General features: G+C 69.7%; 17 protein-coding genes and 2 pseudogenes. 8 read left to right on the top strand and 11 right to left on the bottom strand.

Translation table 11 applies throughout. The features are described from left to right. The first annotated feature begins 61 nt into the window (after nucleotides 1-61). Nucleotides 62-1,259 (top strand): annotated as a pseudogene (gene coaBC / locus K1X59_RS18965) (bifunctional phosphopantothenoylcysteine decarboxylase/phosphopantothenate--cysteine ligase CoaBC). A gap of 121 nt (nucleotides 1,260-1,380) precedes the next feature. Continuing rightward, nucleotides 1,381-3,600: an ATP-dependent Clp protease ATP-binding subunit gene (locus tag K1X59_RS18960; protein WP_220173722.1), complete on the top strand. Its 2,220-nt coding sequence runs from the start codon at nucleotides 1,381-1,383 to the stop codon at nucleotides 3,598-3,600. A gap of 6 nt (nucleotides 3,601-3,606) precedes the next feature. On the opposite strand, the gene K1X59_RS18955 is transcribed toward K1X59_RS18960, so the two are convergent. The 3 genes from K1X59_RS18955 to K1X59_RS18945 all read right to left on the bottom strand — a co-directional run bounded on the left by K1X59_RS18955 (nucleotide 3,607) and on the right by K1X59_RS18945 (nucleotide 7,536). Beyond that, complete coding sequence (locus K1X59_RS18955) at nucleotides 3,607-5,883, bottom strand: excinuclease ABC subunit UvrA (protein WP_220173720.1); 2,277 nt, start codon at nucleotides 5,881-5,883, stop codon at nucleotides 3,607-3,609. A 58-nt stretch (nucleotides 5,884-5,941) separates the two neighbouring features. Next, a complete protein-coding gene (locus K1X59_RS18950; protein WP_183151188.1) occupies nucleotides 5,942-6,529 on the bottom strand; it encodes a nitroreductase family protein in 588 nt (195 codons plus the stop codon). A 98-nt stretch (nucleotides 6,530-6,627) separates the two neighbouring features. Beyond that, on the bottom strand, nucleotides 6,628-7,536 hold the full coding sequence (locus tag K1X59_RS18945; protein WP_220173719.1) for a LysR substrate-binding domain-containing protein: 909 nt from the start codon (nucleotides 7,534-7,536) through the stop codon (nucleotides 6,628-6,630). Between the two features lie 135 nt (nucleotides 7,537-7,671). On the opposite strand from K1X59_RS18945, the pseudogene K1X59_RS18940 reads away from it, so the two are divergent. Next, a pseudogene (locus tag K1X59_RS18940) lies at nucleotides 7,672-11,113 on the top strand (proline dehydrogenase family protein). 71 nt (nucleotides 11,114-11,184) lie between these two features. On the opposite strand, the gene K1X59_RS18935 reads toward K1X59_RS18940, so the two are convergent. From K1X59_RS18935 to K1X59_RS18915, 5 genes are all read right to left on the bottom strand, one after another. Next, nucleotides 11,185-12,273 carry an ABC transporter permease gene (locus K1X59_RS18935; protein ID WP_183151187.1) on the bottom strand — a complete coding sequence of 363 codons (1,089 nt, stop codon included), beginning with the start codon at nucleotides 12,271-12,273 and terminating at the stop codon, nucleotides 11,185-11,187. Next, the gene (locus tag K1X59_RS18930; RefSeq protein WP_183152896.1) at nucleotides 12,270-13,154 is read right to left on the bottom strand and encodes an ABC transporter ATP-binding protein; all 885 of its coding nucleotides are present in this window, start codon (nucleotides 13,152-13,154) and stop codon (nucleotides 12,270-12,272) included. The genes K1X59_RS18935 and K1X59_RS18930 overlap by 4 nt, the downstream gene beginning before the upstream one ends. A gap of 91 nt (nucleotides 13,155-13,245) precedes the next feature. Further along, complete coding sequence (locus K1X59_RS18925) at nucleotides 13,246-14,418, bottom strand: benzoate/H(+) symporter BenE family transporter (RefSeq protein ID WP_183151186.1); 1,173 nt, start codon at nucleotides 14,416-14,418, stop codon at nucleotides 13,246-13,248. Between the two features lie 36 nt (nucleotides 14,419-14,454). Further along, nucleotides 14,455-15,141 (bottom strand): response regulator transcription factor, encoded by a 687-nt coding sequence (locus tag K1X59_RS18920; RefSeq protein ID WP_220173718.1) that lies wholly within the window; start codon nucleotides 15,139-15,141, stop codon nucleotides 14,455-14,457. After that, complete coding sequence (locus K1X59_RS18915; protein ID WP_220173717.1) at nucleotides 15,138-16,403, bottom strand: sensor histidine kinase; 1,266 nt, start codon at nucleotides 16,401-16,403, stop codon at nucleotides 15,138-15,140. Before K1X59_RS18915 ends, K1X59_RS18920 begins: the two co-directional genes overlap by 4 nt. A 125-nt stretch (nucleotides 16,404-16,528) precedes the next feature. On the opposite strand from K1X59_RS18915, the gene K1X59_RS18910 reads away from it, so the two are divergent. The 3 genes from K1X59_RS18910 to K1X59_RS22605 all read left to right on the top strand — a co-directional run bounded on the left by K1X59_RS18910 (nucleotide 16,529) and on the right by K1X59_RS22605 (nucleotide 18,306). Further along, nucleotides 16,529-16,966 carry a VOC family protein gene (locus K1X59_RS18910; RefSeq protein WP_183151183.1) on the top strand — a complete coding sequence of 146 codons (438 nt, stop codon included), beginning with the start codon at nucleotides 16,529-16,531 and terminating at the stop codon, nucleotides 16,964-16,966. 1 nt (nucleotide 16,967) lies between these two features. After that, nucleotides 16,968-17,660: a helix-turn-helix domain-containing protein gene (locus K1X59_RS18905; RefSeq protein ID WP_183151182.1), complete on the top strand. Its 693-nt coding sequence runs from the start codon at nucleotides 16,968-16,970 to the stop codon at nucleotides 17,658-17,660. A gap of 304 nt (nucleotides 17,661-17,964) precedes the next feature. Then, a complete protein-coding gene (locus tag K1X59_RS22605; RefSeq protein WP_309491603.1) occupies nucleotides 17,965-18,306 on the top strand; it encodes a dihydrofolate reductase family protein in 342 nt (113 codons plus the stop codon). 40 nt (nucleotides 18,307-18,346) lie between these two features. Here the strand turns inward: K1X59_RS22605 and K1X59_RS18895 are convergent, their stop codons facing one another. Both K1X59_RS18895 and K1X59_RS18890 read right to left on the bottom strand, forming a co-directional pair. Further along, complete coding sequence (locus K1X59_RS18895; protein WP_220173716.1) at nucleotides 18,347-19,156, bottom strand: HAD family hydrolase; 810 nt, start codon at nucleotides 19,154-19,156, stop codon at nucleotides 18,347-18,349. 11 nt (nucleotides 19,157-19,167) lie between these two features. Next, a complete protein-coding gene (locus tag K1X59_RS18890) occupies nucleotides 19,168-20,028 on the bottom strand; it encodes an exodeoxyribonuclease III (RefSeq protein WP_183151180.1) in 861 nt (286 codons plus the stop codon). A 37-nt stretch (nucleotides 20,029-20,065) separates the two neighbouring features. Between K1X59_RS18890 and pyrE the strand changes: the two genes are divergently transcribed. Both pyrE and K1X59_RS18880 read left to right on the top strand, forming a co-directional pair. Beyond that, a complete protein-coding gene (gene pyrE, locus K1X59_RS18885) occupies nucleotides 20,066-20,626 on the top strand; it encodes an orotate phosphoribosyltransferase (RefSeq protein ID WP_183151179.1) in 561 nt (186 codons plus the stop codon). Further along, nucleotides 20,623-21,525 (top strand): ROK family protein, encoded by a 903-nt coding sequence (locus K1X59_RS18880; RefSeq protein WP_220173714.1) that lies wholly within the window; start codon nucleotides 20,623-20,625, stop codon nucleotides 21,523-21,525. Before pyrE ends, K1X59_RS18880 begins: the two co-directional genes overlap by 4 nt. Nucleotides 21,526-21,547: 22 nt before the next feature. On the opposite strand, the gene K1X59_RS18875 is transcribed toward K1X59_RS18880, so the two are convergent. After that, nucleotides 21,548-21,817, bottom strand: coding sequence for a hypothetical protein (locus tag K1X59_RS18875; protein WP_183151177.1), 270 nt, complete (start codon nucleotides 21,815-21,817; stop codon nucleotides 21,548-21,550). Between the last annotated feature and the right edge of the window lie 80 nt (nucleotides 21,818-21,897).

Raw genomic sequence — 21,897 nt, 5'->3', positions numbered from 1 at the left:
AGTCTAGGTCGAGGATGCTCCCGTCGGCCCGCGGCGGCGGATGCTGGGGCAGAATCGAGACGTGAACATCGTCGTCGGAGTCACAGGCGGCATCGCCGCGTACAAGACGGTGCACCTGGTGCGCCTGCTCACGAAGGGTGGGCACGACGTGACCGTGGTGCCCACCGAAGATGCGCTGCGCTTCGTCGGGCTGCCCACGTGGGAGGCGATCAGCCGGCACCCGGTCACCACGAGCGTGCACGACGACGTGGCCAAGGTGCGGCACGTGGCTCTCGGGCAGGCCGCGGACCTCGTGATCGTGGCTCCGGCGACCGCGAACTCCATCGCCAAGATCACCGCGGGGCTCGCAGACGACCTCCTGGGCACGACCCTGCTGGCCACAGAGGCTCCGGTGCTGGTCGCCCCCGCCATGCACGCGGAGATGTGGCGGAACAGGGCGACGCAGGCCAATATCGCGACGCTGCGGGAACGCGGTGTGCACATCGTGGGACCCGCCGACGGCGAGCTCGCCGGCGGCGACAGCGGTCCGGGGCGGATGTCGGAACCCGAGGAGATCTTCGCGGCGGCGCAGGCGCTGCTCACCCCGGCGACCTCATGGGTGTGCGCGTCGTGGTGTCGGCCGGTGGCACGCGGGAGCCGATCGATCCCGTGCGCTTCCTCGGCAATCGCTCCAGCGGCAGGCAGGGGTCGCGCTCGCCGCGGAGGCCGCCGCCCGCGGAGCCGAGGTGACCCTGGTGGCGGCGAACGTCTCCGGCGACGTCCTGCTCGAGGCGCGGCATCCGGCGATCCGTATCGTCACGGTCGGCGCCGCCGCCGAGCTCGCCGACGCGATGAAGCGCGAGGCGCTCGGGGCCGACGTGGTCGTGATGGCCGCCGCAGTCGCCGACTATCGGCCCGTCGAGGTGTCGGAGCGCAAGCTCACCAAGGAGGGCGGAGGAGTGCCCCCGATCGAACTCGCGGAGAACGAGGACATCGTGGCGGCGCTCGCCTCGACGCGACGACCGGGCCAGTTCGTCGTCGGTTTCGCCGCAGAGACCCCGGAAGACGATGCCGAGCTTCTCGCGCGCGCCCGCCGCAAGCAGCAGCGCAAGGGTGTCGATCTGCTGGTCGTGAACGCGGTGGGCTGGGCGCGCGGCTTCGAGAGCGCGGAGAACGCCGTGCACATCCTCGGGCCCGACGGTGTGGATGCCGGCGCCGCGTCAGGGTCCAAGCGTCTCGTCGCAGCCGCGATCTGGGATGCCATCGCGCGGGAGCGCTGAGCAGGGCTGGAGGAGCGATCCGGTGAGTGTTAAACTTGAGTCAATACCACTCAACTTTTGACCTGGCTCCCCGACTTGGCGGGCCAGGGGCGACCAGAAGGAGCATCCCCAGGAGGAGCGCATGACCACCCCGCAGACCGGTTCCCAGAATCAAGACCAGCAATCCGCCCTCGAGCAGTTCGGCATCAACCTCACCGACCGTGCCCGCCAAGGCAAGCTCGACCCCGTGATCGGACGCGACAGCGAGATCCGTCGTGTCAGCCAGGTGCTCACCCGCCGCACGAAGAACAACCCCGTGCTCATCGGAGAGCCCGGCGTCGGCAAGACCGCCGTCGTGGAAGGTCTCGCTCAGCGCATCGTCGCGGGTGACGTCGCCGAATCCCTCAAGGACAAGGAGCTGGTCACGCTCGACATCTCCGCCCTCGTGGCCGGCGCGATGTACCGCGGCCAGTTCGAAGAGCGGCTGAAGCAGGTCCTCAAGGAGATCACCGAGTCCGACGGGCAGGTCATCACGTTCATCGACGAGCTCCACGTGCTGATGGGCGCGGGCGGCGGCGAGGGTTCGGTCGCGGCCTCCAACATGCTCAAGCCGATGCTGGCCCGTGGTGAGCTGCGTCTGATCGGTGCGACCACGCTCAACGAGTACCGCGAGTTCATCGAGAAGGACGCCGCACTCGAGCGGCGCTTCCAGCAGGTGTACGTCGGCGAGCCCACGGTCGAGGACACGATCGCGATCCTCCGCGGCCTCAAGGGCCGGTACGAGGCGCACCACGGAGTCACGATCTCCGACAGCGCTCTCGTGGCCGCAGCCGCCCTGTCGAACCGCTATCTCCCCGCACGCCAACTCCCCGACAAGGCCATCGACCTGATCGACGAGTCGATGTCACGGCTCAAGATGGAGATCGACTCCTCGCCCGTCGAGATCGACCAGCTCAAGCGCCAGGTCGACCGCATGAAGCTCGAGGAGCTCGCCCTCAAGCGCGAGAAGGACGCGGCCTCGAAGGAGCGTCTCGGCACCCTGCGCGAGCAGCTCGTGGGCATGGAGAAGCAGCTGGCCGAACTCGAGGCCCGATGGGCGCGCGAGCGTCAGGGTCTCAACCGGGTCGGCGAGTTGAAGAAGCAGCTCGACGACGCGATCACCCAGCGCGACCTCGCGATGCGCAACGCCGACTACACCAAGGCGTCGAAGCTCGAGTACGAGACCATCAAACGGCTCGAGCGCGACATCGCCGAGGCAGAGCAGGCCGAGGCCGCGACGCCGGCGGAACCGCGCATGGTCAACGAGCAGGTCACGGAGGAAGACATCGCCGCCGTGATCGCGGCATGGACCGGCATCCCCGTCGGGCGTCTCCTTCAGGGCGAGGGTGAGAAGCTGCTCCACCTGGAGAACGAGCTCGGCAAGCGTCTGATCGGACAGAAGGATGCCGTGAAGGCGGTGTCCGACGCTGTCCGTCGTTCGCGTGCGGGCATCAGCGACCCCGGCCGACCGACCGGTTCGTTCCTGTTCCTCGGACCGACCGGTGTCGGAAAGACCGAGCTGGCCAAGGCGCTCGCGGAGTTCCTCTTCGACGACGAGCACGCCATGGTGCGCATCGACATGTCGGAGTACGGCGAGAAGCACTCGGTGTCCCGCCTCGTCGGCGCCCCTCCCGGGTACATCGGCTACGAGCAGGGAGGTCAGCTGACCGAGGCCGTGCGGCGCCGTCCGTACAGCGTGATCCTGCTCGACGAGGTCGAGAAGGCGCACCCCGAGGTGTTCGACGTGCTGTTGCAGGTGCTCGACGACGGTCGAATGACCGACGGTCAGGGACGCACGGTCGACTTCTCGAACGTGATCCTGATCCTCACGTCGAACCTGGGGTCCCCGATCCTGATCGACCCCGTGCTGTCGCCCGACGAGAAGCGCGAGCAGGTCATGGCGCTGGTGCGTCAGGCCTTCCGTCCGGAGTTCCTGAACCGGCTCGACGACATCGTGATGTTCTCGGCGCTCAGCGAGGACGACCTCGCGCAGATCGTGGAGCTGTCGGTCGATCAGCTGCACGACCGTCTGCGCGACCGTCGGCTGACGCTCGCGGTCACGCCTGACGCTCGGGCCTGGCTCGCGGAGCGCGGCTACGACCCGATGTTCGGCGCCCGGCCGCTGCGCAGGCTCATCCAGAGCGAGGTGCAGAACAAGCTGGCGACCGCGCTGCTCTCGGGCAACGTGCACGACGGCGACACCGTCCGCGTCGACGTGGCCGCCGACGGGATGGGCCTCGTGCTCACCTCGGCGACGCCCGATCCCGAGCCCTCGTCCGAGGATGAGGACGAGGTGATCGAGGCCGAGCTGCTCGACGACTGATCCGGTTCACGAGTGCGGGCTGGATGCGACGGCGAGAGCCTTTCCGGTGAGCGAGTCGTCGTCGCGCAGGATCTCCGCGGGGGTGCCGGCGAAGATCAGCCGACCACCGTCCGACCCGGCGCCGGGACCGATGTCGATCACGTGGTCCGCGCGCGAGACCACCCGGAGGTTGTGCTCCACGACGACCAGGGTCGCGCCCTCGTCGAGCAGATCGTCGAAGAGGATGTTGATCGTGTCGACGTCGGTCGGATGCAGACCCGACGTCGGCTCGTCGAGGATGATCCGGTCGGCGGGGTCGCGCCGCGGGTCGCTGAGATGCCGGGCGAGGAGCAGCCGCTGCTTCTCGCCGCCCGAGAAGGTGTCGAGTGAGCGCCCGACCGGGATGTAGCTCAGGCCGGTGCGCTGCACCCAGTCCAGTGCCGACACGACGTCGGGATGCGCGGAGAACAGCTCGCGGGCCTCGGCAGGTGTCGATGCGAGGACGTCGGCGATCGAGGCGCCGTCGACCCGCACGCCGAGCGCCTTCGGATTGAAGCGCAGGCCGCCGCATGCGTCGCAGGGCAGCGAGACATCGTCGAGGAACGCAAGCTCGGTCGTGATGTGCCCGCGTCCGCGGCAGGTGGGGCACGCACCGCGCGAGTTGAAGCTGAACCACGACGGGTCGAGGCCCGAAGCGGCCGCGAACACCTCGCGCACGGTGTCTGCGATCCGCAGGATGCTCAGGGTCGTCGATCGGGCGCCGCCACGCAGCGGGTCCTGACCCACGACCGTGAACTCGGGATGCTGGCGCGGCAGCTCCACCGTGGCGAAGGAGCTCTTGCCGGAGCCCGCGACCCCCGTGATCGCGGTGAGCACGCCCAGCGGGACGTCGACATCGAACCCGCTCAGGTTGTGCGAGCGCGCATCCCGCACGGTGACCTGGCCCGAGGGCGCGCGAGCCGTGTCTCGGACCCGCAGCGGCTCGGCGAGGACCCGTCCCGTCAGCGTCTCGCTGCCACGCAGCGCTGCGGGCGTCCCCTCGAACTGCACGATGCCTCCGGCAGAGCCCGCACCGGGACCGAGGTCGACCACATGGTCGGCGACCGCGATCACCTGCGGATGGTGCTCGACGACGAGGATCGTGTTGCCCGCATCGCGCAGCCGCTGCAGCAGGGCGACGAGGCGTTGGATGTCGGCGGGGTGCAGCCCGGTGCTCGGCTCGTCGAACACGTAGGTCACGTCGGTCAGTGCGCTGCCCAGGTGGCGCACGATCTTGACGCGCTGCGCCTCTCCGCCGGACAGGGTCGCCGATTCGCGGTCGAGCGTGAGATAGCCGAGCCCGACCGAGAGGAGGGCGTCGAGCACGTGACGGATGCCCTCGACAGCCGGTGCCACCCGCGGATCGTCGAAGGCGCCGAGCAGGGAGTGCAGCTCGGCCACCGGCAGCCGCATCCACTCCACGATCGAGCGTCCGTCGATCAGGCTCGTCCGCGCTGCCTCGTTCACCCTCGCGCCGTCGCAATCCGGGCAGGTGTGGCGGGTCACGAGCCGGTCGAGCTCCTCGCGCACCGAGGCCGACATCTTCACCGGCCGCTGCTTCAGGAACACGTCGCGCATCCGGGTGATCACGCCGTCGAACCGGGCGCTCTGCGGGAACCGCGGATCGGGGTCGTCGAGCTTGAGCTTGTCGGCGTAGAGGAACTGATCCATCTCCTCGACCGAGTAGTCCTTCAACGGTTTCTCGCGGTCGAACAGTCCGCAGTAGGCGAAGCGCTTCCAGCGGTACACGCCGGGGCGGAACAGGCTGAACCGCACCGGCCCCTCGTCGATGTTCTTCTCGGGGTCGATGAGCGCATCGATATCGATGTCGTACACGGTGCCGAGGCCCTCGCAGGTCGGGCACATGCCGGACGGGTCGTTGAACGAGTACGCCGGGGAGTAGCCGGCCGACGGCTCGCCGACCCGCGAGAAGACCAGGCGCACGAGAGAGGCCAGGTCGGTCGCGGTCGCCACGGTCGAGCGTGCGTTGCCCGTGAACCGGCGCTGGTCGATCAGGACGGTGAAGGTCAGCCCGTCCATGGCCTGCACGTCGGGTGCGGGCAGCTGCGGGAGTCGGGCGCGGATGAAGGTCGAATACGAGTCGTTGACGAGTCGCTGCGCCTCGGCGGCGACCGTATCGAGCACGAGCGAAGACTTGCCCGATCCGGAGACGCCGGTGAAGACGGTGAGCAGCTTCTTGGGGATGTCGAGGGAGATGTCGCGGAGGTTGTTCGTCCGCGCGCCGGTGATGCGGAGAATATCCATCCGCACACGCTAACGGGGCCCCCGGACACTCCGGAGGCCCCGTCGACAGAAGCGCGCGTCAGGCGCTCAGGACCACCGTCTCGTCGATCGGGCGGCGCACGCGCGGGGCGACCTCACGCTGCTGCAGCACCTCGGGAAGGGCCTCGATGTCGCCGAACTCGCCGACGGCGAAGACCGTGACGGGGACGAACCGGGGCTCGAGGTCGGCGAACTCGCGGACGACCTCCGGGTCGAAGCCGCTCATCTGGTGCACGAGGAGTCCGTCGTGGTGGGCCTGCACAGAGAAGTGCGCGACGGCCTGGCCGAGGTCGTAGAGCGCGTGGGTGATCGGCGTGCCGTCGGCTGCGGCCGTCTCGGCGATCGCGACCACGAGCACCGCGGCGTTGCCGGCCCATGCCTGGTTGAAGCCCATCAGTGCATCGACGACCTGGGCGTGCAGGGCCGTTCCGCGGCGGGCGACGATGAAGCGCCAGGGCTGGGTGTTGTTGGCGGAAGGGCTCCAGCGGGCGGCCTCGAGAGCGGTGGCGAGCTTGGCCTCGTCGATCGAGTTCTGCGCGTCGAAGGCACGAGGGCTCCAGCGGCCGGCGAGGACGTCGAGGACGGGGTGCTCGGTCGGTGCGGTGCGGTCGATGACGGGAGTGCTCACAGAAGTGCCTTTCGGAAGGAGTGGATCGGACTCCTTCGTCCGGGTACACGGGAGCAAACAGATGCATGTGCATGCATATTCCCCGATGTCGCGGGATCTCAGATCGGCAGATCGTGCGACGCCGCGTCGGTCAGTGCGCTGCGCACCGCCCTGATCGAGGGCGCGTCCGCCGACACGCGCCGTGCCGAGGAGAAGATCTCGCGCCGTGGCGCATGGGGGAGCGGGGCCAGGTCGACGGTCGGGGTGTCCCCGGCCCAGACGAGCTCGGGCAGGAGACCGACCGCGAGGCCGGCGTGGATCAGCCGCACGTGCGCGGTGAGGTCGGCGATCTCGAAGCGGACGTCGGGCTCGAATCCCGCCGTGCGACAGAGCTGCTCCGCCCAGGCCCGGGAGGCGGTGCCGGCGGGCTCGAGCACCCACGGCTCGTCACGGGTCGACGACAGGGCGGCGGCGGCATCCGCGTGCGCGGGCGAGCCGGGGCGGCGCGCGAGCGCGATCGCATCGTGCGCGAGCACCACGCGGTCGAGGTCGGCATGGATCGGGCGCGTGCGCCCCGGATACTGCTCGGCGAGGATCAGATCGAAGTCGCGGCTGGACACCCCGACCAACCCGGTCTCGGGATCGCACTCGGTGACCTCGACCCGCAGTGCGGGGTGCCGGACCTTGAGCGATGCGAGGGCTCGGGGCAGGAGCGAGTGCGCCGTCGACTGGAACACCGCGATGCGCACGGTTCCCGTGACCTCGGTGAGGGACTCGGCGACGGCGACCTCGGCGTGCTCGAGCTGATCGAGGATGCCGATCGCCTCGGCGACCAGCACGTTCCCCTGCGGCGTGAACTGCACTCCGCGCCCGACGCGGCGCAGCAGGGGCACTCCCACATCGCGCTCCAGCGCGCTCAGCTGCTGCGACACCGAGGCCTTGCTGTAGGAGAGCGCGTCGGCGACGGCCGAGAGGGTTCCACGGCGGGAGAGTTCCACGAGCATGCGCAGGCGGTTGACGTCGAGCATCGCGCTTCCGTTCGTTCAGTTCGAGTGAACAGAATTCACGCAAATCGGTTGATAGACGGAGCCTAGCGACCGGCAGGACAATGATCCAGCCGCACACGAAACCCCGGTGTGCGCCTGCCCGGAAGGTTCCCGTCCATGACCGTCATCGATGACACCACCCCCCGTACCGAAGACGTCGCAGCCCTCGTGCAGCGCTGGCTCGTCGAGAGTGAGACCCACCCCGTCGAGCCGGCCGCCCAGCGCCTGTCCGAAGTGCTCAAGGACCCGAACGGCCTCGCGTTCACGGTCGGCTTCGTCGACGGCGTGATGCGTCCGGAAGATCTGCGCGTCGCGGGCCGCACACTCGCCGAGATCTCGGAGATCACCCCGACTCTGCTGCCGGGGTATCTGCGTGCCGCGATCAAGACCGGCGGGTTCTGGGCGCCCAAGCTCCCCGGAGTCGTGGTGCCGATCTCCCGCCGTGTGCTGCGCGCCATGGTGGGCCACCTCGTGCTCGACGCCACTCCGGCGAAGCTCGGTCCCGCCATCGCCAAGCTGCGCAAGAGCGGCAACCGCCTGAACCTCAATCTGCTCGGCGAGGCGGTGCTCGGCGAGCGTGAGGCCGGGCATCGGTTGCAGGGCACCCGTGACTTCCTGGCCCGAGACGACGTCGACTACGTGTCGATCAAGGTCTCCAGCGTCGTGAGCCAGCTGTCGATGTGGTCGTTCGACGAGGCCGTGGCCGATGTCGTCGAGAAGCTCACCCCGCTCTACGAACTCGCCGCGACGGCCGAGGCAAAGGGCAAGGCCAAGTTCATCAACCTCGACATGGAGGAGTACCGCGACCTCGACCTGACGATCGCGGCCTTCACGAGCATCCTCGACCAGCCGGGGCTCGAGAACCTCGAGGCCGGCATCGTGCTGCAGGCCTATCTGCCCGACGCCCTCGGGGCCATGCAGCACCTGCAGGAGTGGGCAACGGCGCGTCGCGCCAAGGGTGGGGCGCCGATCAAGGTGCGTGTGGTGAAGGGTGCGAACCTGGCCATGGAAGAGGTCGACGCGAAGATCCACGGCTGGCCGCTGGCAACCTACGGCACCAAGCAGGAGTCCGACACCAACTACAAGCGGGTGCTCGACTGGGCGATGACCCCCGAGCGACTGGATGCCGTACGCATCGGCATCGCCGGGCACAATCTGTTCGACATCGCCTACACATGGCTGCTCGCCAAGGCCCGCGGCGTCACGGATGCCGTCGAGTACGAGATGCTCCTGGGCATGGCGACCGGCCAGGCCGAGGCCGTGCGCAAGGACGTCGGGCGGCTCCTGCTCTACACGCCGGTCGTGAACCCGGCCGAGTTCGACGTGGCGATCGCGTACCTCGTGCGCCGCCTCGAAGAGAACGCCAGCTCCGAGAACTTCATGTCGGCGGTGTTCGAGCTGGCCTCGAACCCCACACTGCTGACCCGGGAGCGTGAGCGCTTCGAGCGCTCGCTCGCCGCCCTCGAACTCGACCGCGCCGTGCCGGCACCCCACCGTGTGCAGGACCGCACCGCGGAGACGCCCGCCGGCACGACGACCGGCTTCGCGAACCAGGCCGACACCGACCCGGCGCTCGGCGCGAACCGCACCTGGGGGCGCGAGATCCTGCAGCGCTCCGTCTCGTCGACGCTGGGCATCGACACGATCGCGATCGCCAAGGTCGAGACGGATGCCGAGCTCGACGGCATCTTCGCCGCGGCGACCGCGGCCGCCGAGAAGTGGGCCGCGCTGCCGGCCGCCGACCGCGCCGCCGTGCTGCACCGCGCCGGAGACGAGCTCGCCGCGCGCCGTGGTCAGCTGATCGAGATCATGGCGCACGAGGCGGGCAAGACCATCGCCGAGGCCGACCCCGAGATCAGCGAGGCCATCGACTTCGCGCACTACTACGCCGAGCGGGCGAAAGACCTCGAGGCCGTGTCCGGGGCCGAGTTCGTGCCGTCGAAGGTCACCGTGGTCACCCCTCCCTGGAACTTCCCGGTCGCGATCCCCGCAGGGGGCGTGCTCGCCGGTCTGGCCTCGGGGTCAGCGGTCGTCATCAAGCCCGCCAAGCTCACCCAGCGCTGCGGGGCCGTGATGGTCGAGGCGCTCTGGGCCGCCGGGGTGCCGCGAGACCTGCTCGTGCTCGTCGACCTCGCCTCGCGCGACCTCGGCACCCGTCTGATCGCGAACCCGACCGTCGACCGGGTGATCCTCACGGGAGCGTATGAGACCGCACAGCTGTTCCGCTCGTTCCGCTCCGACCTGCCGCTGCTCGCCGAGACCAGCGGCAAGAACGCCATCATCGTCACCCCCTCCGCCGACCTCGACCTCGCCGCCGCCGATGTGGCGCGCAGCGCATTCGGGCACGCGGGGCAGAAGTGCTCCGCCGCGTCGCTCGCGATCCTCGTCGGCTCCGTCGCCGACTCGAAGCGGTTCGAGCGTCAGCTGGTAGACGCCGTGACCTCGATGCGCGTCGGCCTGCCCGATGACCCTGCCACACAGATGGGTCCGATCATCGAGCCGGCGAACGGCAAGCTCCTGACCGCGTTGACGAAGCTGGAGAAGGGTGAGCGCTGGCTGGTGAAGCCGCGCAAGCTCGACGACGAAGGAAAGCAGTGGACGCCCGGCGTGAAGACCGGTGTGCGCGAGGGCTCGTACTTCCACCTGACCGAGTTCTTCGGCCCGGTGCTCGGCATCATGCACGCCGAAGACCTGGACGAGGCGTTGCGACTCCAGAACGCGGTCGACTACGGCCTCACCGCGGGCATCCACTCGCTCGACTCCGACGAGGTGGCCACCTGGCTCGACCGCGTCGAGGCGGGCAACCTGTACGTGAACCGCGGCATCACCGGCGCGATCGTGCAGCGTCAGCCGTTCGGGGGATGGAAGCGCTCGGCTGTCGGTGCCGGCGCCAAGGCCGGTGGACCGAACTACCTCTTCGGGTTGGGGGAGTGGCGTCCGGCGGAGCTTCCCGCGGTCGCTCCAGGAGCCGCGGTGGCTCCGGCCGTCGGCGCACTGCTCGACGCGGCCGGTGCCGAGGTCGATGCGGCTGAGGCGGACTGGCTGCAGCGCGCTGCCGCATCGGACGAGCGGGCGTGGATCGACGAGTTCGGCGCCGTCAGCGACAAGTCCGGCCTCGGCGTCGAGCGCAACCTCTTCCGGTACCGGCCCGTCGCGGTCGACGTGCGCATCGCGGAGGACGCAGCCGTGGTCGACGGCATCCGTGTGCTCGCGGCCGCCCTGCGCAGCGGCAGCCCGTTCACGGTCTCGGCTCCCGCACTGCCCTCGCGCGTCGAGAAGGCGCTGCGCGCACGGTGTGACCGTCAAGCACGAGTCGGATGCCGTATGGGCTAAGCGCTATGCCAAGGCGGCGAACTCGTGGCAGCGCGTGCGTCTGGTCGGCGGTGACGCGTCGGCACTGTTCGAGGAACTCGGCGGGAGCCCGGACGTCGCGGTCTGGTCGCACGCGGTGACCGGCGCCGGCCGCGTCGAGATGCTGCCGTTCCTGCACGAGCAGGCCGTCTCGATCACGAACCACCGCTTCGGCAACCCCACCACGCTCGCCGACGGTGTGATCTGACCTGACCCGGGTCGGACGACGAAGCCCCCTGGTCCGCGCGACGCGGAGCAGGGGGCTTCTCGGTTCCGGCGTCAGCCGCGCAGCGCGTCCTTGAGCTTGACGCGGGATCCCATGCGCAGCAGAGAGTTCTCGTAGATCTTCGCGCCGATGACGATCGCGGCCACGCAGCTCGCGAGCAGGATCACCAGGCTCAGCAACGGCTCCCACCACTGCGCCTCGCCCACGAAGAGGCGCATCGGCATGCCGACCGGAGCCGAGAACGGCACGTACGACATGATCGTCAGCACGAGCGGGTTGTCGTTGAAGACGATGACGAGGATGTACGGCGCCATGATCAGCATCGTGATCGGCGTGGTCGTGGAGCCGATGTCCTCCTGGCGCGACACCATCGACGCCGCAGCCGCGAACATCGCCGCCAGCAGGATGAAGCCGAACAGGAAGAACACCGCGAACCAGATGATCGGCGCCCCGAGAGTCGTGAGCACCTCGCGTTGACCTGTGACGATCAGCCCGATCGTGGCCACCGCTGCGAGCGCGAGGATCTGCCCCATCGCGAGCACCGTGTTGCCGATCACCTTGCCCGCGAGGAGCGTGCGAGCGGGGATGGCCGACAGCAGCACCTCGACCACACGGGTCTGCTTCTCCTCGACGATGCTCTGCGCGATCGTCCCGCCGAACGTCGCGGCGGCCATCATGAACACGAGTCCGAACGCGATGGCGATGAAGTACCGCAGCAGGGGGTTCGTCGTCGCCGGCTCCAGGATCACGACCTCGGGAGAGATCGACAGGGCGGACACGATCGAGCCGGGAGCATCCTGCAGCGCGATGATCGTGTAGCCCGAAGGCCCGTCGCCCGGAAGCACGGCTGCGTCGACCTTGTCGTCGCGCACGAGCTGCTCGGCTTCGGCCTCGTCGGCCACCGTCGTCACTTCGACGTTCGGGATGGCGGAGACGGCCGACGCGGTCTCCGCGGTCGCGGCGATCGGCGTGGTGTCGGTGTTCTTGCTCGCGAAACCGCCGAGGACGATGCCCGCGAGAGCGAGGATCAGGAGGATTCCGGTCGAGATCAGGAAGGCCTTGCTGCGCAGCTTCGATCCGATCTCGCGCTCGGCGACGAGCCAGATGCCGTTCGAGCTGCGAACGGGGGCGGGGGTGCTCACTGGATGACCTCCTTGAAGATCTGGGCGAGGGACGGATGCTTGGGGGCGAAGCTGGCGACATCACCACGCTGCACGGCGGACTGGAGCACGCGCTGGGCCGTCTCGGCGCCGTCCGCGTCGAAGAGCGCGTATCCGCCCTCGAAGTCGACCACCGTCACACCGGGCTCGGTGCGCAGCCAGCCCGCATCCCCCGCCGACACCAGCTCGTACCGGTCGCGGGCGTGCTCGGCGCGAAGCCCGTCACGCGACCCTGCCGCGCGGATCGTGCCACCGGCGAGGATGACGAGGTCGTCGCACAGACGCTCGACCACATCGAGCTGGTGCGAGGAGAACAGGATCGACGCGCCCTTCGCCGCGCTGGACTGCAGGACGCCAGCGACCACGTCGACCGCGAGCGGGTCGAGGCCGGAGAACGGCTCGTCGAGGATCAGCACCTCGGGGTCGTGCACCAGCGACGCGGCGATCTGCGCCCGCTGCTGGTTTCCGAGCGACAGCGACTCGATCGTGTCGTTCAGCCGCTCGCCCAGGCCGAGTTCCGTGAGCAGGGCGGTCGCCCGGTCCGCGGCGTCCTGCTTGCCGAAACCGTGCAGGCGCGCGAGGTAGACGATCTGCTCGAGCACCTTCATCTTGGGGTACAGGCCGCGCTCCTCGGGCATGTACCCGAAACGACGGCGGTCCTCGGCGGTGATCGGTGCGCCGTCGAGGTCGACCCGGCCGCCGTCGGAGGACAGCAGCCCCAGGACGATCCGCATGGTGGTGGTCTTGCCGGCGCCGTTGCCGCCGACGAAGCCCGTGAGTCGCCCGGGGGCGACCGTGAAGGAGACGTCGTCGAGCACGCGCCGAGAGCCGTAGCTCTTGGTGATGCCGGAGAGTTCGAGCATTCCTGTCGTCATGCCTTTCACGCTACGCAGGGCGTCGACGCGCGGCATCCCCCGCATGGCGGACTCCCACCCCCGCCCGGTGGACCTCCTGTCAGCGACGGCCGGCGTGCAGCGCGGTGCGCACCAGCAGTCCGGCGACGAGAGCCCAGAACGCGGCGCTGACCCCGAGCACGGAGATTCCGGATGCCGCCACCAGGAAGGTCACGACCGCGGGGATCCGCTCGCCGGGATCGTCGATGGCCTGGTGCACGGACGCACCGAACGCGGCGAACAGGGCGAGCCCCGCGACAGCGGGGATCACGGCGTCCGGCGCGAGCACCACGAGAGCGGCGAACGCGGCCGAGAAGCCGCCCAGCACCAGGTACGACACCCCGGTGGAGACCCCGGCGACCCACCGTCGCTTCGGGTCGGGGTCGGCATCCGGCGATGCGGCGAGCGCGGCACTGATCGCTGCGAGGTTGATGGCGTGCCCGCCGGCTGTGGCCCCGAGCGCGGTGCCCAGTCCGGTGACCAGCATCGCCGGCCGCCAGGGCACCTCGTATCCGAAGCTGCGCATGATGGCGATGCCCGGCACGTTCTGCGAGGCCATGGTCACGATGAACAGCGGTACGGCGAGGCCGACCAGCGCGCCCACCGTGAACGTCGGCGCCGTGAACGAGAAGCCCGGCAGCAGGAGCGCCGGGTCGAACGAGGCGCCGTCGACGATCAGCGAGACCGCGACCACCACCGCCGCGGCGACGAACGCCAGCGGCACCGCCCAGCGCGGCGCGAGTCGTGTGAACACCAGCCAGGTCAGCACGACAGGGACCACGCCCCACGGGTTGGCGACGATGCCCGTGATCGGCGTCAGGCACAGCGGCAGCAGGACACCGGCGAGCATCGCCTGCGCGATCGACGGTGGGATGCGGGCGATCAGAGAGCCCAGCGCGGGCCACAGCGCGGTGAGCAGGATGAGCGCGGCCGTGACGAGAAAGGCCCCGACCGCGGCGGGCCATCCGCCCTCGACGGTCCCGGTCGCCACGAGGAGGGCCGCGCCGGGTGTGGACCACGCGACCGTGATCGGCATCCGGTACCGCCACGCCAGCACCACGCACGCGAGTCCCATCGTGAGGCTCGCCGCGAGGAGACCGCTGGCCGCCTGCGCGGCGTCGGCCCCGACCGCGTCGAGTCCGGTGAGCACGACCGCGAACGAACTCGTGAAGCCGACGAGTGCCGTGACCACCCCCGCCAGGATCGGACGGGACAGCGGGGCGGCGTCTGGCATGGATCCGAGGCTATCGCGGCGGGCGGAGGCGGGTGGTCACGCGAGGCCCATGCGATGCGCGAGCACGACCGCCTGCACCCGATCCCGTGCGCCGAGCTTCTGGAGGATGCGTGACACATGCGTCTTGACCGTGGCCTCGCCGATGAACAGCGCCTTGGCGATCTCGGCGTTGCTGCGGGCATCGGCCAGCAGGGTCAGCACCTCGGTCTCGCGCTCGGTGAGCGGCTCGGCGAGCGCGACCTTCGGCGCGGGGCCGCGGTCGACGGGTGCCCCCGGAGGTGGCGCAGCGGGCGTCGCGGCGAACCGAGCCAGCACACGGCGGGTCACCTCGGGGGCGAGCATCCCGTCGCCCGCGGCGAGGGCCCGGACGGCGGCGATCAGATCCTCCGCTCCGGCGTTCTTGAGCAGGAACCCACTCGCCCCCGCATCCAGTGCCTGGTACAGGTAGTCGTCGCGATCGAACGTGGTCACGATCGCGATGGCCGCGCCGACCGCGGGGTCGGCGACGAGGAGCCTGGTCGCCTCGATGCCGTCCATATCGGGCATCTGCACGTCCATCGTGATCACGTCGGGGCGGAGCGCCGATGCCTTGGCCACGGCCTCCGCGCCCGACGACGCCTCGCCGATCACCGTGATGTCGGGCTGGGTGTCGAGGATCGTCCGGAAGCCGGCGCGCAGCAGCGCATGGTCGTCGACCAGCAGGACGCGGATCGGGGCGCTCATCGATCCGCCGCCGATCCTGCCGGGGCCGGGAGTGGCACCCGCGCGCGCACGCGCATCCCGCCCAGCGGCCGCGGCGACACCTCGAGCGTGCCTCCGGATGCCGCGGCGCGCTCCCGCATGCCCAACTGCCCGAGCCCCGGGCGGAGTTGGGTGATCGCGCGTCCGGTGTTGACGATCTCGAGTTCGACGCCGTCGTCGTCGTACCGCACGCGCACGTCGGCCGTCGCTCCGCTCCCGGCGTGACGGCGGGCGTTCGTGAGCGACTCCTGGGCGATCCGGTACAGGTTCACCGCGACCAGCGACGGCACGGGCACCGGCTCGCCGATCACCGCGTAGTCCGTGGGCAGCCCCGCCTCGGTGGAGGCATCGGCGAGGTCGGCGATGTCGTCGAGCGCGAGGGTCGACGCCGCGTCCGTCGTCTCGCCGCCCGGCGTGCGCAGGGTCTCCAGCAGTTGGCGGAGCTCGTGGATCGCGTCGCGCGCCGAACCCTCGACGCCGGAGAGGATGCGGGCGGCTTCGGCGGGGTCGCGCTCGAGCACGAGTCGCGCGGCGCCCGCCTGCACGCCCATGACCGACACGTGGTGCGCGACGACGTCGTGCAGTTCGCGCGCGATGCGCACGCGGTCGAGGGCGACGGCCTGAGCCGCGGTGACCTCGCGCTCGCGCTCGAGCTCGACGGTGCGCTGCTCGAGCACCGCCAGCTGCGCAGCCGCGGCCCAGGAGCGCTCACCGAAGTAGTAGGCGCCGCCGAAGTACAGCACATTCAGCAGCAGTTGGATGAGCATGAAGGCGACGTACGGCGACATGGCTCCGGCGGCGACGTCGGCTTTGTCGGCCTCGCTGATCGCGTCGCGGTACATCGTGATGATCAACCACACGAACATGCCCAGGATGATGCCGACCCGAACGAGCATCGCGCGGCGACGGTCGTTCATCCACGCCCCGACCGTGTACAGCGTGAGGAACATCACGATGTTGCCCACATAGATCTCGGGGACGCGGATCGTGACGGCCGTGAAGTACGCCGCGGCCACGATCACGGCGGCGGTCCCCGGCCAGCGCCTGCGGAAAGCCAGGGGGACGGTGGCGACGACAGCGTAGACGAGCGCCCACCACAGCGGTGCCTGCTCTTCCCCGTAGATCTCTGCGATCGAGGACAGCCCCGCGCTCAGCACCGCACCGACGAACATGACGGCGGCGAGGATGACATCCGCCCGGCGCTCGCGCTCGGTCGGCGTGCGGGTGAACGGGACGGCGGGCATCTCTCCACCGTAGGGCGGGTGCGCGGGTCGAGGCATCCCCCTGGCGACGGATCGGTTACTTGCTATTGACAAGCATGGTTGTTATTTGCAAGCATGAGCGCAGAACACCGGACAAAGGAGTCATCATGACCAAGGTCTTCGTCAACCTGCCCACCAGCGACCTCGAGCGCGCCAAGGCGTTCTACACGGCGCTGGGCTGCGACATCAGCCCGCAGTTCACCGACGAGAACGCCGCCTGCATCGTGTGGAGCGAGGACATCTACTTCATGGTCCTCAAGCGCGAGTTCTTCGCGACCTTCACAGACAAGCCCATCGCCGACCCGAACGAGATCGTCCAGGTGTCGGTCGCCTTCAGCCGGGATTCCCGCGAGGAGGTCGATGCGATCCTCGCCAAGGGCCTCGCCGCAGGCGGCACCGAACCCAAGCCCGTGCAGGATTACGGCTTCATGTACTCGCGCGACCTCGATGACCCCGACGGCAACTCCCTCGGCTTCCTCTACATGACCCCCGAGGCCGTCGAGAACGGGCCGGACCACGTGGCGGATCAGGCGACGTCGGCCTGACATGGCGGCGCGCAGCTACGGCCAGTACTGCGGCGTGACGACCGCCGTCGAGCTGATCGGGGAACGGTGGGGGCTGCTCATCGTGCGCGATCTGCTCGTCGGTCCCCGTCGGTACACCGACCTCAAGCAGGGCCTGCCGCGCATCCCCACCAACATCCTCTCCACGCGGCTGAAGGAGCTGCAGGAGGGCGGCGTCGTGCGCCGGGTTCCGCTGCTGAACTGCGGCCTCGTGTACGAGCTCACCCCGTACGGGCGCTCGTTCGAGCCGATCATGCTCGCCCTCGGCCGCTGGGGATTCCAGGCGATGGGCGACCCCGAAGAGGGCGACGTGGTCACCCCGGACTCGCTCACCATGGCACTGCGCACGGCGTTCCAGGCGGATGCGGCGACAGACGGCGAGTACGAACTCCACGTGGGCGACGTGGCGTTGCGCGCGTCCGTGCGCGACGGCGGACTCCGCATCGCCCAGCTCGCCCCTCCCGCGCCGCCCGTCGGCGGACGACTCCCCGAGGGGGACCCGGACGCCGTGATCGTCGCCGGTCCCGGCATCCGTCACCTGATCGGCGGAGACCTCACCGCGGCCGAGGCGCTCGCGCAGGATGTCGTCGCGGTGGTCCGCGGAGAGGACTCCTGGCTCGACGCCTTCTCGACCACGTTCCACATCGCACGGATGACTGTAGGGAGCACGACATGAGCACTGACAGCACGCAGCACGCCACGCGCGGCCGCATCCTGATCGACCTCTTCCTGACGCTCGACGGGGTCGCACAGGGGCCCGGCGGCATCGACGAAGACCCCTCGGGCGGGTTCCGTTTCAGCGGCTGGCAGGCGGGGTATCCCTCCTCCGGCGTCGGCCCCGAGATCGAGAAGGGCATGCGCGGGCTGGATGCGTTGCTCCTCGGTCGTCGGACCTACGACATCTTCGCCTCCTACTGGCCGCACCACACCGAGGGGAGTCCGGCGACATCGGCACGCTCTTCAACCGGGTGCCGAAATACGTGGCGACACGCGACGACGACCTGGCCCTCGACTGGGCGGGAAGCACCCGCGTCGGCGCCGACCTCGCGGCCGAGATCGCCGCGATGCGCGCCGCGCACAGCGAAGTCCACGTGATCGGCAGCATCGACTTCGTGCACACGCTGCTGGCCGAGGGACTCTTCGACCAGCTGAACCTCTGGGTGTATCCGATCCTGCTCGGCGCGGGGAAGAAGGTCTTCGCCGACAGTGCCCTGCCGTCCGTGCTGCGTCTGCTCGAGCTGCCGATCACCGACGACGAAGGCGTGACGCTGCTGCGCTACGGGAGAACGGATCGAGTACCCGAGGTCGGGACGTTCGGCTGAGGTGTCAGGGCGCGGTTCGACCTTCGCGGTCGAGCCGGTGTCAGCCGAGCAGTCGCTCGATCACCCTCGCCACGCCATCCTCGTCGTTCGAGGAGGTGGTCTCGTCGGCAGCATCCTGGACGAGGGTTGCCGCATGCGCCATCGCCACGCCGCGGCCGGCCCACCGGAGCATCTCCACGTCGTTGAGGGCATCGCCGAAAGCGATCACCTCGGCGCGGTCGATGCCGAGGTGATCGCAGAGGCGGGCGAGGCCGGTGGCCTTCGTGACGCCCTCCGCCATCACCTCGACGAACGGCGCCCCCGACAGGGTGGCCTCGAAACCCGTGAGTCCGAGTGAGCGCAGCGCCTCGAACAGAGTCGGGGGTGCGAGTTCGGGATGCCGGATGACGAGCTTCAGGCTCGGCGCGGAGAGCACCTGTTCGAGCGGCACGCCGCCCATGGTCTCGGGGTCTCGCTTGTGGTCGGAGACGTCGGCGATCTCGGCGTAGCCGTGCTGGGCGACGAACGTCTCGCCGCCCTCCCGAACGCTCGCGAACAGCAGGCCGGGGATGCTCGCCCGCAACGCGTCGGCGAGCGTGCGGATCGTGTCGGCCGGGAGCTCTTCTGCGAACAGCATCCGTCCGTCGACGAGGTGGACGGCGTAGGCCCCGTTGCTGCAGAGCGCCCAGCCGTCGAAAGCCGCATCAGCCGCGATCGCGCGCAGACCGATGGGTTGCCGAGCGGTCACGGGCACGACATGGATGCCGCGGTCACGGGCGGCGTCGAGCGCCGACCTCGTGCGCACCGAGACCCCGGACGAGGAGTCGAGCAGCGTTCCGTCGAGATCGGTGGCGATCAGCCGCACCGTCATGGGAGCAACGTTCAGGAGAAGATCATCGGGAGGTCGTCGTCTTCCGCGGGGCCGCCCGTTCCCAGACGACGGCCATCCAGGTCGACGACCACGGGGACGTGGTCGCTGGGCTGCTCGCCCTTGCGCTCGTCGCGGTGGATCGAGGCGCCGGTCACAGCCTCGGCCAGGGTGCGCGAGCCCAGGACGAAGTCGATGCGGATGCCCTCGTTGCGGGGGAACTTCAGCCGTTGGTAGTCCCAGTAGGTGTATCCCTCGGGGAGCAGCGGGCGCACGACATCGGTCACACCCGCATCCTGGAACGCGAAGAACGCCTCGCGCTCCGGCGGTGAGACATGGGTCGAACGGCCCACCACGATGTCGGGGTCGCCGTTGTCGTGGTCGAACGGGATGATGTTGAAGTCGCCGACCAGAGCGAGCGGAAGATCGGGGTTCGCCGAGAGCTCGGCAGCCGTGGACTTCTTCAGCTGCTCCAGCCAGTGCAGCTTGTAGAGGTAGTGGGGGTCGTCGAGCGAACGGCCGTTGGGGACGTACAGGCTCCACACGCGTACGCCGTCGACCATCACGCCGAGGGCGCGCGCCTCGAGCGGCGCGTCGGGGCCCTCATGCCCCTTCGCGAACCCCGGCATGCCGTCGAACGCCGTGCGCACGTCGGTGATGGGCAGCCGGCTCGCGATAGCGACGCCGTTCCATTGATTGAGTCCGTGCACCTCGACGTGGTAGCCGGCCTCTTCGAACGGACCGTAGGGGAACTGCTCCGGCTTGCACTTGATCTCCTGCATCGCCAGCACGTCGATATCCTCTCGGACGGCGAACTCGACGGTGCGGGTGACGCGGGTGCGGATGGAGTTGACGTTCCAGGTGGCCAAGCGCATGCGTCAAGCCTAGGGCGTGCCTCCTACACTGGATGCCGTGACCGCACTCGACGCAGACCGCCAGACCCTTCTCGACCTCATCACGGACGAGGCGGTGTTCCACGGCGACTTCACCCTCTCCAGCGGCAAGAAGGCGACGTATTACGTCGACATGCGCAAGCTCACGCTCGATCACCGGGCCGCCCCCGCGATCGGCCGCATCATGCTCGACCTGATCGGCGACCTCGACGTCGTGGCCGTCGGCGGGCTGACCCTCGGCGCCGACCCGATCGCGAACTCCGTGCTGCATGCCTCGGTGGCCGCCGAGCGCCCGCTGGACGCGTTCGTCGTGCGCAAGGAGCCCAAGGACCACGGCCGTGGCCGCCAGATCGAGGGCGCCGACGTCAAGGGCAAGCGTGTCGTCGTGCTCGAAGACACCTCGACCACCGGACAGTCGGCGCTCAAGGCCGTCGAGGCCCTGCGCAAGGAAGGCGCCGAGGTCGTCGCGGTCGCGGTGATCGTCGACCGGAAGACGGGAGCGCAGGCCGCGATCGAAGCCGAGGGACTGGAATGGCGCGCCGCGTTCGATCTCGACGACCTCGGGCTCGACCCGCAGTGACGCGGTACGCCCTCGCCGTCGACATCGGCGGGACCAAGATGGAGGCCGCGCTCGTCGACGAGCACGGGGTGCTCGTCGACCGCAGCCGCAGCCGGCAGGCCACAGGGCGGGCGGCGACCGCCGCGTCGCTCGATGCCGCCGTCGTCGCGATCGTGGAGCACGCGCTCGGCGCGCTGCCTGTCGACGCCGAGCTCGTGGGAGCCGGAGTGGGCAGCGCGGGACCGGTCGACCGGATCGCCGGCTCCATCACCCCCGTCAACATGCCCCTCGCCCGCGGGTACGGCCTCGTCGATGCGGTGCGCGCAGCGGCGTCAGCCATTCTCGGACGTACCCTCCCGACCCGGCTCGGCCACGACGGCGGGGCGCTCGCGCTCGCCGAATCCTGGCTCGGTGCGACGCAGGGCGCCGGCGCCTCGCTCTCGATCGTCGTCTCGACCGGGGTGGGCGGCGGCTTCGTCGTGAACGGCGCCTATATCCCCGGCGCCACGGGCAACGCGGGGCACCTCGGGCAGGTGCGTCGAGAGGGCGGCCTGACCCTCGAGGAGATCGCCTCAGGACCGGCGAGTGCCGCGTGGGCGCAGCAGCAGGGGTGGGGCGGCGCGACGGGCGAAGACCTGGCCAGGGATGCAGCGGCCGGCGATCGTCTGGCTCGGGCGGCGATCGAGCGCTCGGCCCGTGCCGTGGGTGAGGCGCTCGCCGATGCTGCGACCCTCGTCGACCTCGACGTCGTGGCGATCGGCGGCGGTTTCTCTCGGGTGTCACCCGACTACATCGACCTCGTGCAGGAAGCGCTCACCGCCAGCGCGGTCCACGAGTACTCGCGTCGCACCCGCGTCGTGCGCTCGGGCTTGGCCGATGAGGGTCCGCTCATCGGCGCCGCCGCTCTCGTCTTGCGGTAGGGGCTCCTTCGCGGAAGCGGGTTCAGCGGCTCGCGGTGAGCAGGTGCCGCGGCGGTCCTTCGAGGCGCGCGACGGAGATCTTGAGGTCGGTGACGTCGGCGGCCACAGCGTCGATTCGAGTGCTGAGCTTCTCGTCGAGCGCATCGATGCGGCTGCTGAGCTTCTCGTCGACGGCGTCGATGCGGTCGTCGATGCGGCGCACCAGCCATGCCCCCGCGGTGAACAGACTGGTGCCGAGGGTGAGCACGACGCCGATGGCGCTGACGACGATCGTGAGGACCTCGGTGGACACGGGCGGCTCCTTGCTGCGGATGGGTGTGTCATCGACGGTACGCCGCCCGCGCCGGTGCGAGCGCCGGTATTCCAGCATCT

This window comes from Microbacterium sp. Se5.02b (genome assembly GCF_019464375.1).
GTDB lineage: Bacteria > Actinomycetota > Actinomycetes > Actinomycetales > Microbacteriaceae > Microbacterium.
This window is presented reverse-complemented; position numbering and strand designations above follow the sequence as displayed.

Coding starts and splice junctions, on each gene's coding strand:
- K1X59_RS18910 (WP_183151183.1), top strand. CDS start 16,529: ATGACCAAGGTCTTCGTCAACCTGCCCACCAGCGACCTCGAGCGCGCC.
- K1X59_RS18955 (WP_220173720.1), bottom strand. CDS start 5,883: ATGGATATTCTCCGCATCACCGGCGCGCGGACGAACAACCTCCGCGAC.
- K1X59_RS18925 (WP_183151186.1), bottom strand. CDS start 14,418: ATGCCAGACGCCGCCCCGCTGTCCCGTCCGATCCTGGCGGGGGTGGTC.
- K1X59_RS18905 (WP_183151182.1), top strand. CDS start 16,968: ATGGCGGCGCGCAGCTACGGCCAGTACTGCGGCGTGACGACCGCCGTC.
- K1X59_RS18915 (WP_220173717.1), bottom strand. CDS start 16,403: ATGCCCGCCGTCCCGTTCACCCGCACGCCGACCGAGCGCGAGCGCCGG.
- K1X59_RS18920 (WP_220173718.1), bottom strand. CDS start 15,141: ATGAGCGCCCCGATCCGCGTCCTGCTGGTCGACGACCATGCGCTGCTG.
- K1X59_RS18930 (WP_183152896.1), bottom strand. CDS start 13,154: ATGCTCGAACTCTCCGGCATCACCAAGAGCTACGGCTCTCGGCGCGTG.
- K1X59_RS18890 (WP_183151180.1), bottom strand. CDS start 20,028: ATGCGCTTGGCCACCTGGAACGTCAACTCCATCCGCACCCGCGTCACC.
- K1X59_RS18895 (WP_220173716.1), bottom strand. CDS start 19,156: ATGACGGTGCGGCTGATCGCCACCGATCTCGACGGAACGCTGCTCGAC.
- K1X59_RS18945 (WP_220173719.1), bottom strand. CDS start 7,536: ATGCTCGACGTCAACCGCCTGCGCATGCTCGTGGAACTCTCCCGCCGT.
- K1X59_RS18960 (WP_220173722.1), top strand. CDS start 1,381: ATGACCACCCCGCAGACCGGTTCCCAGAATCAAGACCAGCAATCCGCC.